General features: G+C 44.9%; 14 protein-coding genes. 2 read left to right on the top strand and 12 right to left on the bottom strand.

Annotated features, from left to right (window positions below; translation table 11 throughout):
• Positions 1-199: 199 nt before the first annotated feature.
• Both AC58UX_RS06840 and AC58UX_RS06845 read right to left on the bottom strand, forming a co-directional pair.
• Entirely contained in the window at positions 200-955 is a 756-nt protein-coding gene (locus AC58UX_RS06840) for a pseudouridine synthase (protein ID WP_497250798.1), read from the bottom strand.
• 5 nt (positions 956-960) lie between these two features.
• Complete coding sequence (locus tag AC58UX_RS06845; protein WP_497250800.1) at positions 961-2,472, bottom strand: RsmB/NOP family class I SAM-dependent RNA methyltransferase; 1,512 nt, start codon at positions 2,470-2,472, stop codon at positions 961-963.
• Between the two features lie 185 nt (positions 2,473-2,657).
• Between AC58UX_RS06845 and AC58UX_RS06850 the strand changes: the two genes are divergently transcribed.
• On the top strand, positions 2,658-3,167 hold the full coding sequence (locus AC58UX_RS06850) for a thioredoxin family protein (protein ID WP_497250802.1): 510 nt from the start codon (positions 2,658-2,660) through the stop codon (positions 3,165-3,167).
• Positions 3,168-3,234: 67 nt separating this feature from the next.
• On the opposite strand, the gene AC58UX_RS06855 is transcribed toward AC58UX_RS06850, so the two are convergent.
• From AC58UX_RS06855 to AC58UX_RS06890, 8 genes are all read right to left on the bottom strand, one after another.
• Positions 3,235-3,654: a DUF309 domain-containing protein gene (locus AC58UX_RS06855; protein WP_497250804.1), complete on the bottom strand. Its 420-nt coding sequence runs from the start codon at positions 3,652-3,654 to the stop codon at positions 3,235-3,237.
• Positions 3,655-3,657: 3 nt separating this feature from the next.
• On the bottom strand, positions 3,658-4,455 hold the full coding sequence (gene yjbM, locus AC58UX_RS06860; RefSeq protein WP_497252095.1) for a GTP diphosphokinase: 798 nt from the start codon (positions 4,453-4,455) through the stop codon (positions 3,658-3,660).
• Between the two features lie 26 nt (positions 4,456-4,481).
• Positions 4,482-5,579, bottom strand: a complete 1,098-nt coding sequence (locus AC58UX_RS06865) for a quinone-dependent dihydroorotate dehydrogenase (RefSeq protein ID WP_497250806.1) — start codon at positions 5,577-5,579, stop codon at positions 4,482-4,484.
• Between the two features lie 156 nt (positions 5,580-5,735).
• On the bottom strand, positions 5,736-6,569 hold the full coding sequence (locus AC58UX_RS06870; protein ID WP_497250808.1) for a PRD domain-containing protein: 834 nt from the start codon (positions 6,567-6,569) through the stop codon (positions 5,736-5,738).
• Positions 6,570-6,601: 32 nt separating this feature from the next.
• Positions 6,602-8,029 (bottom strand): PTS transporter subunit EIIC, encoded by a 1,428-nt coding sequence (locus AC58UX_RS06875; RefSeq protein WP_497252097.1) that lies wholly within the window; start codon positions 8,027-8,029, stop codon positions 6,602-6,604.
• Positions 8,030-8,176: 147 nt separating this feature from the next.
• Positions 8,177-9,016: a carbohydrate ABC transporter permease gene (locus AC58UX_RS06880; protein ID WP_497250810.1), complete on the bottom strand. Its 840-nt coding sequence runs from the start codon at positions 9,014-9,016 to the stop codon at positions 8,177-8,179.
• Between the two features lie 39 nt (positions 9,017-9,055).
• Positions 9,056-9,961: a carbohydrate ABC transporter permease gene (locus AC58UX_RS06885; protein ID WP_497250812.1), complete on the bottom strand. Its 906-nt coding sequence runs from the start codon at positions 9,959-9,961 to the stop codon at positions 9,056-9,058.
• 88 nt (positions 9,962-10,049) lie between these two features.
• Complete coding sequence (locus AC58UX_RS06890; RefSeq protein ID WP_497250814.1) at positions 10,050-11,405, bottom strand: ABC transporter substrate-binding protein; 1,356 nt, start codon at positions 11,403-11,405, stop codon at positions 10,050-10,052.
• 369 nt (positions 11,406-11,774) lie between these two features.
• Between AC58UX_RS06890 and AC58UX_RS06895 the strand changes: the two genes are divergently transcribed.
• Entirely contained in the window at positions 11,775-11,909 is a 135-nt protein-coding gene (locus tag AC58UX_RS06895) for a hypothetical protein (RefSeq protein ID WP_497250816.1), read from the top strand.
• Positions 11,910-12,083: 174 nt separating this feature from the next.
• Here AC58UX_RS06895 and AC58UX_RS06900 read toward each other — a convergent pair whose 3' ends face one another.
• Together AC58UX_RS06900 and AC58UX_RS06905 are read right to left on the bottom strand one after the other, a co-directional pair.
• Entirely contained in the window at positions 12,084-13,613 is a 1,530-nt protein-coding gene (locus tag AC58UX_RS06900) for a L,D-transpeptidase (RefSeq protein ID WP_497250818.1), read from the bottom strand.
• 129 nt (positions 13,614-13,742) lie between these two features.
• Positions 13,743-15,365 carry a stalk domain-containing protein gene (locus AC58UX_RS06905; RefSeq protein WP_497250820.1) on the bottom strand — a complete coding sequence of 541 codons (1,623 nt, stop codon included), beginning with the start codon at positions 15,363-15,365 and terminating at the stop codon, positions 13,743-13,745.
• Between the last annotated feature and the right edge of the window lie 36 nt (positions 15,366-15,401).

Here is a 15,401-nt window from a genome sequence, read left to right on the forward strand (position 1 = left end):
GCCTCTCCTTTTTGTCATCCAATTATTGGTAGTATCTCATTTCATAATTGTAAATGTCTACCTATTTTCAACATATTTCCACAATAAACAGCAAAAACCACCCAAACATCACTCACATCGAGCGACACCTGGGCGGTTCTTCCGCACATTTATATTTCTTTAAAAAGAAAATACCATATTCTAGTAGTTTTGTATATGATTATTTTTGAGAGGATTCGTTGGCATTTCGTAGCGCTTGAAGCTCATCTGCACTTAATTCTCTCACTTGCCCCAAGGCCAAATCAGGATCCAAAGCCAGTGGGCCCATTGAAATTCTTTTTAGAAAGACAACTTGTTTGCCAACGGCTTGGAACATGCGTTTCACCTGATGGAATTTGCCTTCCATAATTGTTAGTTCAATTTCGGAAGGGATTCCTGCAGCTTCATTTCCTGTCTTTAAAATCTTCAATTCACCCGGCAACGTCTCGTAGCCATCTTCCAAGGTCACACCTTGACTAAATGCTTCGCGATCCGCATCAGTCACCGACCATTCTACTTTGGCGAAGTAAGTTTTTGGGACGTGTTTACGCGGGGAGAGCAGGTTATGAGCTAGTTTACCGTCATTGGTTAGCAAAAGAAAACCCTCTGTGTCCTTATCCAATCGGCCCACTGGGAAAACTTCGAACGGATCGTAAGCCTCGTCCAAAAGATCTACAACCGTGCGGTCCCGATTATCTTCGGTAGCCGAGACGACTCCCTGCGGTTTGTTCATCATGAGATAAACAAACTCGCGGTAAGTGACGACTTCCCCATTCACGGTAATGGTATCGGTATCGGGGTTCACTTGCATTCCGCTGTCTTTAACTTTTACGCCATTGACGTAAATGGCGCCTTCCTTGGCGAGTCGCTTAAGTTCAGAGCGAGTGCCTACGCCAACATGGGCGAGTATTTTATCGAGTCGTTGTGTTTGTTTCATGACCGTTAGGTCCACCTCCAGCCGGGCGGATATTCGTTCTTCAGCATCCCGTCGAGCCACTTGCCCCAGCCGACGGGATGGTCGTCAATGCAGACCAGGCAGTAGCCTTTGGCTGCCTGGGTCCCTTCGCGGAGTATTTCACTCTCCGCGACTTCGAGCGTCTCGCCCTTCAGGTACCGAAGGGCTCGCTCGTCGCTCGAAGCCAAGCTCAGCGCTCGCTTGGCTTCGCGCAAACGCAGTCCCATGGCTAGCGCATGGGACGGTTCAAATCGGCCGCGGTGCAGCGCGCCGATGTACCAACCCGGCCGCACGACTTTCAGTCCGTGCAGCTCGGGCAAGCCCGCCGGCGACGCATACGCGTGCTCGCCGTAACAGACCAGCCGCCTCAGGGCGAAAGGCTCGCTGCGCAGCAGCTCACCGGAGAACGCCTCCAGCGGCTCCAAGCTCACCCCCGTGCTAGACGGTGCCTCAGCACGGCCCTTCCCGCGTAGCGCCTGTCGGCCGCTACGCTTCGCTGCTGCCGACACAAAGTCGGCAGCCGTCGCACTTGCATTTGCACTCAAACTACCAGAACCCTCACCCAACCCCAAAACCGCCAAAAAATGCCCCTCACCCCGCAACTTATGCGGCCACAAACGCGCCGTCCCCGCAACCGCTGCCTTTGCCGTTGCACTATAAGCATCTGCCTCACACCAAGGCTCTCTCAACCAATCCGGTCTCCCGCTGCTAAATCCTTCAATCGGCACGACATCAAATGCTGGATGCTTGTCCAAAAACTCCGCAATCTGCGCCTCATTCTCCTCCGGCGAGAAGGTACACGTCGAGTACACGATTCTGCCGCCTGGGGCTAACATAGTGGCAGCTTGTCCTAGCAGTTCCCGCTGCATCGCAGCAAACTCCTGAACCGTATGGCGCTCCCACTGCCCCATCATTTCTTCTTCCTTGCGGAACATGCCTTCGCCTGAACATGGCGCATCTATTAATATTTTATCAAAATAGCCTTGAAAAGCAGTCAGCATTCGCTCCGGTTTTTCATTCAAAACTACGGCATTTCGCACGCCGAGCAGCTCAAGATTTTTAACCAAAGCTTTAACCCGATCCGAGTGGATATCGTTCACAACTAAAACGCCTTCACCTTGCAGCTTCGCGGCGATTTGCGTCGATTTCCCCCCTGGTGCTGCGCATAGATCAAGAACCCGCTCCCCAGGTTTTACATCAAGCAGCTCAACTGGTGCCATCGCACTTGGCTCTTGGATATAGTAAAGCCCAGCATGGTAGTAGGGATGTTTCCCCGGACGTTCGCCTTCTTCATAATAAAAACCTTCAGAAACCCAAGGTATTTGACTAAGGTTGAAGGGACTTATCTCCATAAAGTCTGCTCGCGCCACTTTTCCCGTATTAACCCTTAAACCGTAAACACGAGGTTCATCATAGGATGCAAGAAATTGCTCAAATTCCTCTTCACCCAATAAATCAATCATTTTCTCCCTAAAAAGGGGAGGCAACTGCTTCGCCATTCGACATCTTCGCTTTCTATATAAAATCCCTTATGATCAGGCCCTATGCATCGTGCAATGTATCATTGTAACGGTATTATAGCTGAGTTGTCACGAAACAGCCAATTTTTTTACGAAATCGGACAGGATATGCTATACTTTTTATAGAAGATAGTAGAAAGTAGACATAATAAAGAGGTGCACGCATGAAGAAGTTGCTTATGTATTTAGGCATTGTAGTCATTTTATTCGGTGGGTTATACTTCGTTAATCAGCAATCTGTCAAATCTTCGGATAAAGCAAATGCAGGTAATCCTTATGGTGTTGCTGCATCCAAATTAAATCCAGAGACAGTGAAGCAGTTAAACGATCCGAACTATCAGAACTTGATTTTACCAGCAGCTTTGGATGAAAGATTGAAGAACAAAGAAACATTCTTCCAGTACTATTATGCATCAACTTGCCCTCACTGCAAAGTTACGACACCCGTTTTAGTACCGTTGCAGAAAGAGCTTAATATCGATGTGAAACAGTTCAATTTGGAAGAGTTCAAAGATGGCTGGAATAAATACAAGATTGAATCCACACCAACGATTGTTTATTACAAAAATGGTGTAGAAGTAGATCGCATTGTTGGCGGAGTTCCAGAAGCTGGATCAACAGTTGGCAATACGCCTGAAGTATTCAAAGCCTTTTTTAATAAGTACAAAGGTTAATGGCATTAATAAATGTAAACCTACAAAAGGACTTCTTCACCCCATGGTGAGAAGTCCTTTTTTCCTACTAATCATGTTCTTCACTTTGCGGCGGATCCAACTTCATCTCAGCTACAAGATCCACAAGCTCTTGATCAACAATCACAATGTCCAAATCATAAGGAAGAAACGGCTCCTCGTTCAATCTCAGCAGCTGCTCCAGATATACCTCGCTGTCCCTCACCAAATGGCCAAGATCAATGCCCAGCACATGTTCTGGATACGGAGTCAACTTGTCTAATCCCGCACGAAACAATTTGATGGAGCCGTTCGCATTTCCATTTGAATGATGATAAAGGCCTACTGCAATTTGCAGCAGACCTTGGTATAACGGATTTCGACCTTCCTCGAGCCAAAGCTCCTCCATCACTTCATGACATTCGAAATAATCTCGCTGATCGTTAAAATAGTACAGAAAAGCGACATACAATCGGTCATATCCGCTCATAGATTAGCTGTTTTCTCCTTTTTTGGCCCTTGCGATGGCAGCCTCGATATCAGCAGATAAATCGCTAAGCCCTTCTTCTGTCTCCCAAATTTCGTTGAAGCGTAGTTGGAATTGGGCGGCTTCGCGTACACGATGATAGAAATAGAGTTCTTGGATATTGCTCAGCACGCGGTTGACTAGATTAGAATTATCCTCAAACATCCGCTGCGAAGCCATAATCTCGCCTCGAATACTAGACATTTCCTGATCCAGGAGATAAGCTGCTTCCGCCGCTTTACTCAATCGTGCGCGAACCACATCAGGTAACTGCTCTTTATATTTATAATTCAAGGAATGCTCAATCGTCGCCCAGAAATTCATGGCTAGGGTCCGAATCTGCACTTCTGCTAAAATTTTCTTCATGCCGAGAGCTGTTTGAACGGGATATTCAATAATGATATGAAAGCTTCGATATCCGCTTGGCTTTTTATTCGTAATATAATCCTTCTCGTAGACAACACTCATATCTTGTCTGCTGCGAATGAGTTCAGCAAGCACTTCGGTATCCTCTACGAATTGACACATGATGCGAATACCAGCGATATCTTCAATGCCGGACTCTAATTGATCCATCGGAACGCTCAAACGCTTCGCTTTCTCTAGCACGCTTGATATTTTCTTAACACGCCCCGTTACAAATTCAATTGGTGCGTACTCTTCACGGCTCTTGAGCTCTCCACGTAATGTTTTGAACTTTACTTTCAACTCTTCTACTGCTTGCTCATAGGGCAGTAAAAACTTCTTCCAGTCTCGTCCATCCATCCATGTATCCTCCATCCTGAATGAAGTTAGTGCGAATCCACGCCTATTGCCTGGGAAATATGTGTGAACCCATCTTTCTTTAACAGCTCTTGAAGACCTTTATTTATCCGACCTAACAGGCCCGGTCCCTCGTAAATTAATGCCGTATATACCTCAACAAGGCTTGCCCCGGCACGGATTTTGTCATACGCATCCTGCGCAGTAAAAATCCCCCCTGCCCCAATAATCGGCAATTTGCCTTCCGTTAATTGATACACACGTCGAATGACATCTGTTGAGCGCTGTGTTAATGGCAAACCACTCAGACCACCCGCTTGCTCGCGATTGGCATGACGTAAGCCTTCTCTGCTCAATGTCGTATTCGTCGCAATGATGCCTGAAATTCCGCTTTCCTTAATAATCTGCACGGTAAGAACAAGCTCATCGTCGGATAGATCTGGCGCGATTTTGACAAGCACCGGTTTCGCGGCACCGCCATGCTTCTTATGCTGCGCTTGCATTTCGTCTCGCACAGTGGACAACAAGCGTTTCAAATCATCGCCATGTTGTAAATTACGCAAATCAGGTGTATTTGGTGAGCTTATGTTAACAACAAAGAAATCGCCATATGTATATAACGCCCCAATACAAGCTCGATAATCTTCCTCAGCCTGCTCGTTTGGCGTTGATTTATTTTTACCGATGTTTACGGCTACTGGTATCGCGCGTTTACCTGTTTTTTCAAGGTTCTGTGCCATCTCAGCTGTACCTACATTGTTGAAACCCATGCGGTTAATTAATGCTTTGTCCTCAGGAAGACGAAACAGACGCGGCAACTCGTTACCTGGCTGTGGCTTAGGTGTAATCGTACCTACTTCCATGAAACCAAAACCTAACTGCGTAAATCCTTTTACCGCTTTCGCATTCTTATCCAGCCCTGCAGCAAGGCCTACTGGATTACCAAAGTGTAATCCCCATAATTTCTGTGTTAATTGCGGTGAGTCTGGCACCCCATACATGGATTTAAGCAATTGCTTGCCACCTGGTAAGTTTCCGACAACACTAAGGCCGTCAATCGTCAAATGATGCGCTTTTTCCGGATCCATTCGGAACAAAAAAGGCTTGGCTAACTTCTTATACAGCATGTCCTATGCACTCCGTTCTCTAAGTACTCTAACAGTCAGTTTAGCTGACATTGTAGAAATATGCAATCCAATCAAGGATTAAAAGCTCGTACTCACACAAAAAATCCCTGCTCCACGAAGGTTGCAAGGGAATGCTCTCATGCTATTTATTTGTGCCTACACTTCGGTACGTTGCAGTAATCGCTCCAAATGCATCGTTAAGTATCCCGTTTCGTCGTCAGGTACCTCTAATTGGAGGGCATCACTCAACATTAAGGATAACACTTTCGCCTTCACATACGTATCGCCATACTCTTCTTTGATTTTAGAAAGGAGTGAATTTTGAAGTGTTTTCCTTTGTTTAACCCTTTCAATGACACCTTTCAGATGTGAGATAAAACGAAGGGTCGAGAATGAATCATCGAAATTAAAGCCAAGCTCCTTCGCCGATTCAATCGTTTGTGACACTACCCGGACTACCGCAAGGGAATCCGATGCTTTCTCTTTCTTACGAGCACTGTTGAAATGCATCGTCAGGAAGGCAACCTCATCCTCAGGCAATTTCACATCCAGATGCTCATTTAGGAACTCAACGGCCTTCTTCGCAACCTTATATTCCTCGGGATACATGTAACCAATTTCATAAGCAAATGGGTTCGTAATGAAAATCCCGCGTTTCTGCCGCTCAACAGCAAAGTTAATATGATCGACGAGTGAGGCATGGATCGTTTCTGAGAAATCCCCCTCCAGCATGCTTTGCGCGTAAGCAATGACTTCCTCGGTAATCCCAATAATTTTAACGTCAACCGCATTTAGAATTTGCTCATAGTTTTTCATCACTTCTGATGTATGTAACAAGAACTCTTGTGTGATTTCACCTTCATTAATCATCATGCCCGGTGTTTTCTTGAATCCAATCCCTTTTCCAAATGCGATGGAATTTTTCCCTGAACTCAAATGCGCCATCACGACGTTATGGGATAGAACATGTATGATCGTCCGTTCAATCATAAGACACCTCCGCATTCTTAGGCTTGTCCTGATTATTTCTTACTTGTACCGAGCATCGGTTTAATGCTTTCACGAATTTGTTCCGACTCCGTCCCGAACACAACATGAACATTGCCTTTTCCTAGCCGGATCACACCAATAGCACCTAGTTCCTTCAGCTCTCCATCTTTGACAAGAACCTCTTCTTTAACAAGTAAACGCAGTCGGGTAATACAGGCATCAATGGATATAATATTAGATGCCCCGCCAATGTACTTGAGAATGCTGGTAGGTCTGTCTTCAACTATCGTGTCATTTACAGCAGCAGCTTCATCTGAATTCGTTTGCTCAACATCATCCTTATTTGTTACTTTCAAAGGGAAGAAGTGCAGATACGCTCGGAAGGTTGCAAAATATACGATAAAGTACCCTGCTCCGATAAGAATGATCCAATATGGATTCGTAGCCAAATGCCAGTTTAATACAAAATCAATAAATCCGGCTGAGAAGCCAAATCCCATTTTCACTTGCAGGATGTTCATGATCAACATCGAAAAGCCAGTTAACACGGCATGAATGATATAAAGTCCAGGCGCTACAAACATAAATGCGAATTCAATAGGTTCTGTAATGCCAGTTAGAAAACTAGTCAGTGCTGCAGTTAGCATCACAGGCGCTACAAATTTCCGAGTGTTTGAAGAAGTACTTCGAGCTACTGCGAGGGCTGCTGCTGGCAGACCGAACATGATGACCGGATAAAACCCTGTCATAAACATTCCGGCTGATAGGTCCCCCGCGAAGAAGCGTGAGATATCCCCATGGACCACTTTGCCTGCTGGCGTAACGAAATCCCCAATTTGAAACCATGCGATATTATTAATGACATGATGAAGTCCCGTTGGAATAAGCAAACGATTCATCACACCGTAAATGAAAACTCCGATGTTTCCGTTATCGACAACCCACATTCCAATTTCACTGATCCCCCGCTGTACAGGAGGCCATATAAACCCAATCAACACCCCAAGGAAAACCATGACTAACGAAGTCACAAGTGGAACAAATCTTTTCCCCCCGAAAAATCCAAGCGCCTTCGGCAACCGAATCTGCCCAAATCGATTAAAGAATGTGGCTGAAAGCATCCCAACCATCATACCTCCAAGTACACCTGTATCTAGCGTTTCTGATCCACCAGCACTAACTTGGAAATGTTTAAGCACATTGTCAAAAACCAAATATCCGACTGCCGCTGCTAATGCTGCAATGCCATCTCCTGATGTAAGCCCAATGGCAATGCCAATCGCAAAGATTAGCGGCAAATTATCAAATATGGCGCTGCCTCCAAGCTCAAAAATTTGAGCCACATGCACGAGGAACGGATCATTAAACGACATTTTACCAATACGAAGAAGGATGGATGCTGCCGGCAGCACCGCAATCGGGATCATTAAGGATCTCCCCATCTTCTGAAATGCATACATAACACTCATCTGATTCACCTATAGCCCACAAGTTTGGCCGTTCCTTGTTTGCTTTTTACCTATCCCCATTATAGTAGAAAGAACACCCCCCCGAAAGGATAAATTCCTCTAGGTTAAGGTGTTTTTTCTATGCATTCCCATATATCGTTATTTCACGGCTCCAGCCGTAATCCCACTTGCAATTTGGCGTTGATATATGATGTAAACGATCAAAGTCGGTAATGTTGTGATCAGCAATCCTGCGAATAATGGACCCCATTCAACACGATATTGCATCTCAGCTTGCATAACTGCCAATCCGATTGGAAGCGTATATTTAGTAGGCTCATTCGTTAAAACGACACCTAGGAAATACTCATTCCAGTTGTTTAGCATGTTCGTAATCATAACCGTAATTAGACCTGGCTGTGACAATGGTAGCATAACTCGGAAAAATGTACCATAGTGTGACGTGCCATCAATAATGGCTGCTTCTTCAATTTCTTTTGGAAGCGATTTGTAGAAGCCCACCAGCAAGAATATCCCGAAGGGCAAGTTGAGCGCAGCATAGACGAGAATTAGCCCCAACCAGGTATTAATTAAGTGCAGATCGTTCAACAAGAAGAATAGTGGAATCAAGGCAAGTGCAAACGGAATCATCATGGAGGAGATGTAGATCGTTAGGAGAATTTTATTCCCTTTAAAATCATATCTCGCCAAAATATAAGCCGTCATTGCTGCTAGAATCATCCCAAGCAGTGTACTTCCTACTGTAACAACAATGGAGTTGAGGAAGTATGTACTGAAATTGTATTTACTCCAGACGTAGGAGAAATTCGACCACAGTAACGGGAATTTAGGCAATGCCCATGGGGCATTTAAGAAAAATTGTTCATTATCTTTGAGCGCATCGAGCAATGTCCACACGAGTGGATAGAGCACCGCGACACTCCATATGATCAGAATGATCCAGACTAACATTTTAGCTAATGGATTTTTGACAGTCATACAGGGTTTCCCTCCTTCAGTATCTTTGTCTATGATGACTTAGTGCATTTCGATGGTCTCTTGGCGCATGATACGTTGCAAGATTAGTGTCGTGATGAGTGACACGATAAGAATCATGACACCAATGGCCGCTCCATAACCGAAATGATACTGTTGAAAAGCCATCCGATACAGATAAGAACCCATAACTTGCGTTGTATTATCTGGTTGTCCTCCGTTGGTCATTAACTGAACAATGACGAAGGAACCGTTAAGCGTTGTAATTACAATGTTAATAATGGAAACCTTAATCTGCTCCCAGATGAGCGGCATGGTGATGTGGCGGAATTGCGACCATTGACCGGCTCCGTCTATATTAGCTGCCTCATAATAGGAAGCAGGAATATTCACGATTGCAGCAATCATGAGGATCATGTAGAAACCAATACCCGCCCAAATTGTTGGAGGTAAGAGCATCCAGATCGTATGCTGAGGAAAACCTAACCAAGTAATATCCACTTTCTTTTCGGTAAAAAGAGAGAGAAACGCATTCAAGAAACCGATTTGCGGATTGTAAATGAAATTCCATAGCACACCGATAACTACGACGGAAATGACATTCGGGATAAAGAAGATCGCTCGGAAGAAACCGGAACCCTTCAAATTAAATCTCGTTAATGCTACTGCGAAGAATGTAGCCAGAATCATAATCCCAATCACTTTACCTACGACTAGGAAGTAGTCATTACCAATAGCTCTTAGTACAATCGGATCTTTGAATAGTTCAACGAAGTTGTCAAACCCAATAAACTCGCTGTTTTCAGACATTCCTGACCAGTCATAAAAGGACTTCTGTAAGGCTTGTATAACGGGATAAATCGTAAATACGCAGAAGAAAAGAAAAGTCGGAATGATGAATGAAGCGATGAACAAATTCCGTTTCAATTTTTTCGAGTTGGTCTTCATTCTATCGTCACCGTCCTATCATTAAAATGGCGGAGAACGCCATAGGCAGCTTTGCCTTTGAAGTTCTCCGCACTGCTTCATTCTGTTCCTATTTCTTTTGTTTTGCTACAACATCTGTTACACGCGTTACCCATTGTTCAGGTGTAATCGTTCCGATTGTCAAAGCAACTGTTGCATCTTGCATTGCTTTATCAACGTCTGCAGCGAAGGAAACTGTTGGTACTACAACAGTGTCAGGTGAGGACAAGAATTTCGCAGCATCCTTAACGAAGTTAGGCGCTTTGGAAGAAGAGATGTCACCTTTAACGTTGGATGGAGCACCACTTAGCTCAGCCCATTGGGAAGCTTGTGTTTTGGAGAATACGAATTGCATGAATGCTTTAGCAGCATCTTTGTTTTTCGCTTTTTTCGCGATACCGAAAGTAGCTGTTGACGTGTTCGCTACAACTTTTCCACCTTTATCTTGCGTGATGGATGGAATGAATCCGAAGTCAAAGCCAGTTGGAACGTCTTTCGCCATTTCGTTTGGTAACCATAGACCGTTCGGGATGAACGCGTCTTTGTGTTGTAGGAACAAGGATTGGGAATCCGTGTGGTTGATTTGTACGGATGCTTTGTCGATGTAGCCTTTGTCACGCATTTGAACGATTTTGTTTAGACCCTTGAGGATTGCTGGGTTTTTCCACGCTTCAAGATTGTTTGTGGACATATCTTGCAGCAATTTGTAGTCGTTGTTGTTCGCAGATACGATCGCTGGAAGCAATACGCCGCCGTTGATGTAGTACGGATATTTACCAGTGTGGATGAAAGGATTCACACCAGCACCTTTAATTTTTTCACTTACAGCCAAGAACTCTTCGAAATCCTTCGGCTCAACCCAGCCTTTATCTTTAAAGAAGGCTTTATCGTAGAAGATACCCCATGAGCTCATGACGAAAGGAATGTTGTACGTTTTGCCATCAAATTGTTGTGGTTTTTGTGCAAGCAAATCAATGATTTTCTCGCCATCCACGTTTTTTGCGTCTTTAATCCAGTCCGTTAGATCTTCCAGTTGTCCGTCTGTTACCATTTGGCGGTCGAACAACTCAGGTCCATCGATGTATACGAAATCAGGTGGGTTACCAGCGATCCAACGGGGTTTCATTTGCTCGTTGATTTTTGGTCCCGCACTTTCTTTAATTTTCAAATCAGGGTTTTTCGCTTGGAAATCAGCGATAACTTTTTTCCACCATTTGTCGCCGTATCCGCCAACAAAGTATTGGATTTCAAAATCACCAGTAAGTTTAGTTGAAGCTGCTGCAGTAGGAGCTGCGGATGCTGCCGCTGTTGGAGCTACAGACGCTGCTGGTTTTGTTGTTTCTGCTGGGGTGCCTTTTCCGCAACCTGCAGCTACGAGTGCCATAGACGTTGCCAAGCCAATTGTTGACCATTTTTTCATGTTCATGTGATCATCTTCTCCCTTTTTTAAATCATCTAGTTATTTATTGGTGAAGCGTGTACCCGATAGTTAAACTTGCCTTTAGTTTGCACTACCAACCCCTTTCATAATTCACATTTTGGGAAAAATAAAAAGGGCATAGTTATAGAAGAAGACTTGCATTTCTTCTAATAACTAATGCCCTTGCGGTAACATGTTATTAAAACTGACATATTTAATTGTTATAGGTGTTCCGTGTGATTAAATCTTACAATATAATGACATGGACGTCAATACTTCTTTTTCAATTCACTCATTTTTCTTTGTTCGATGAATCCGCTTACTTATGATATGATAGAACCATCTCGTTTAATCCTAATGGAAAAGGTGATTCTTATGGCCAAACGCAAACCGGTAGTTGCTTCTCGCAGACCTAAAAACGAAGTGAATATGAAAGCCATCTACTGGACAGGATCGATTTTCGTAGTCGTCATCATCGCCATGACTTTACTGCTCATTTTGAACAAATGATTTCTACAAAGTGATTGAAAACTTCACATTTCGAATTGTAATCGCTTTCTGTTTTCTTGTCAAGAAGTAAACTTGCAGTTTTCTTAAAACTGCTGCCACTCATTCACGTCCGAACTTACATACTTATCACAAATAAAGGAGAAGGCAAGTTTCGTACTTGCCCTCTCCTTTTTCTCAATCCAACCATCGATATACTTTACCAGGATTGTTGTCCTTCGTTTCCAAAGGCAAGCCAATCGCTTGTTGAGGATTGCCGCCCCCAGCTCCGATTCCTTCTCCACTTCCCCCGGGTGGTAGAACCCCTTTGCCAATTGTCACCCTCGTTTGTTGGGGGACCATATTATATAGCTCCTCCACATCCGCCTGAAGCATGCGAATACAACCATGAGACTCGTCTTTGCCAATACTCTTTGGCTTATTCGTCCCATGAATCGCATAGAGCGTACCCGACAATGTCATCCCGCGGCTGCCAAACTCACCATTGGATCTCCCATTCGGGTTGCGAACTTTTTCACTGATGATAAAATCACCTTGCGGTGTTTTAGCTCCGCCTAAACCGATCGGGTAACGCCGCAGAATAAAATCTCCGCTTGCTACAGCCAGTTGATGCAGTTCGGTATCAATGATTATCCGGAGAGGCTCTCGCAACGGATCTGGAGAGTCTTGAGGCTGAGAACTGCTCGCAGCTAGCTCACCCTTCGATTGCGTTGATTGCTCATCTTTCGTACTCCCTGCTGGTTTGGGCGCCTGAGCCTGAGCAAGACCCTGTTTAGTAAGCTCCGCCGTTCGTTTTAAAGCTTCAGGAAAAGCTTCCTTCATCCGCGGCGTAAGACCCGGCAACAGATTATCCGGATAAGGCTTTGTCAATTGCTGCGCTTGTTCTGGTAAAGCTCCCGTTTTCTTCTGATAAGCTTGAATCGCACTTTGCAAAATAATCGCTTCTTCACGCTCATGCATCCAAGCCGCAATAACAGGAACTAGCTTGGAGCTATCCGCAACCTGACAGTTACAAAGCTGTGCCTGGTAATACTTCAATACAGCCTCATTTCCACTCGCTCCTGTATGCTCTACACTTAGAAGCGGACTCACTGCGCGATACCAATCCTTCCATTGCCCATCTGTACTGACAGGGGCATCCATGACAACAGATTCCCCTCCTACTCGACCTGAAGGTAGTAAAATTTGCTGAAGTTTTTTCCCCCAATCACCATCCGAATAATATAGCTTCATTCCAGGATTAACGTTCTGAATACTAGTAAGTACAGACGGCACTTCAACCACAGCCGGCTCTGCCTCCACAACTTCAGCCACATCCGACTTCGCTAGATCCATACCCGCAGGAATAGCCAGTAGCAGTAACACGAAAAGGTACGGTAGCAACCATTTCTTTTTGCCATGTGATTTGGACTGACCTTCTACAGACACTGCCTCTTTGTTCAAAATGGACACTGCTAAACTAGTTGGAACAGGCCCGTCCAAGACGATTTTACGCTGCTCGAAAGCTTCATAAATTTCACCAGCTTGCGCAAAACAATAAGCCGCCTTGCCCGCTTTGCCTTGAGCTGTGTATTCTCTACCAAGCAAATACCAGGCCATTTTATGATCAGGATGCTCTTTGACATATTTTTTGAGATACTGAGGATCCTCGATCGGATTATGTTGAAAAAATCGGTCCAATTGATCGTTTCGATGATTCGACTTCAAGCTTCAGCCCCCCAATCCGCTTCGTACTCTCTCCGTTTTTTATCGGCAACTGCGGCTTAAAGCTGAAGTCCAATGAAAAAAAGGCTTGTACAAGGAGTTATCCCTGCCAAGCCTTTCTTGATAATATGCCTAATTTATAAAGGATTTCACACGTAAAATGGCCGTTTGATGCGGTGCATCCCACTGCACATCCAATCCGATTTGTTCAGCGAAGAAGCGAATTGGGACATACGTGCGATCTTGCTTCACGTAAGGCGCTGCATCCGTCTCTAGTTTAAGATCTTGCACACCTGTTTGCTTACGAACAATACCCGTTTCACCAATCGTCAACTCCACAGTCAGATCACCTTTGGCGAGCTGCACAATGGATTTTCCAGCCTTTTCGATGTAGGTCACCTTATAACCAAACGTCTCACTGATCGCTCGAACCGGTACCATTGTGCGTCCACCTTGGATTTCCGGTTGAGCATCAAATGTAATTAGCTTATTGCCGCTAACCACCTTTACCTGCCCATCTTTGGATACATCCGCCGGCAATTGATACGGTGCTATTTTACGAATTTTGTTATTCGATGCATCCGCTACGATCAAGTTCCCTTGCAATGTCTCAAGTACATCCGAAGGGCTATAGAATTCAGCGGATTGCTCAACACCGTCAGCCTCACCTGTCTGAAGTGTACCGGTAAGTGTCGTTACTTGGCCATTTAACAAATAGCGAACAGAGTGATTCAAGCTATCCGCAATTAAAAGACCACCCTCGGAAGTCACAGCAAGTCCCTTCGGAAAGTCGAATTTCGCTTTCAAGGCTTCGCCATCTGCAAAATCCCCTTCAGCAAACAGCTCATTTTTCCCATAAATCGTTGCATTCGTAAACGTAGGAGTTGAACCTGCAACTGTCGTCACAAGACCAGCTGCTAAGTCAATATAACGAATACGTTGATTACCCGTGTCACTTACATACAGATTCCCTTTGCTATCCAGCGCTAGTCCCGAAGGCTCATTAAACGACGCCATAGCAAGGCTGCCATCACGATACTCACCAGCGAAGGATGCTTCACCAGGGCGCACTTGAATTACGCGTGTAACAGCTGCTGACAATGTTGTCACACGGCCATCCACAGCAATTTTACGTATCACATGGTTGAGGGAGTCAGCCACATACACAGAACCGTCTGCAGCAACTACAAGGTCGCTTGGGTGATTGAAGCTAGCTTCTGGACCTTTGCCGTCCTTGTTGCCAGGAACACCATTGCCTGCAATCGTTGACACGTTGCCATTTACATCAATTTTACGAATCGCATGATTGCCAGCATCCGCCACATAAACGTTACCTTTGGCATCCAAAGCAAGCCCTGTCGGCTCATTAAAGAAGGCTTCCGATGCCGTCCCATCCAGAAGTCCACCGGTCGGGAAGCCCTGGCTATTCTTCAAAACGACGACATCAGGACCAGCGAAAGTGGTCACTTGGCCATCCTTCAGCTTACGAATGGTATGATTCCGTGTATCTGCAATTAGCAGACTTCCATCCGCTAACTGCAGCACACTACCGGGAGCACGAAATGCCGCTTGTAAAGCTGCCCCGTCCTGATCTTCAAAATCACCGATACCCGCTAAGGTAGTTACATCGGATAAAATCTGACCCGTACTAGATTTCAAAGCATCCGCTTCTAATCCAGCAGCCATAGCCGATGAGCCTCCAAGCAAAGCAGCCACGATTATACTAGAAACAAATATTTGTTGTAATGGTTTCATTGGAATCTCCTTTTTTATCTAGTGAACATTAAACGC

This window comes from Paenibacillus sp. J22P90, from assembly GCF_059692195.1.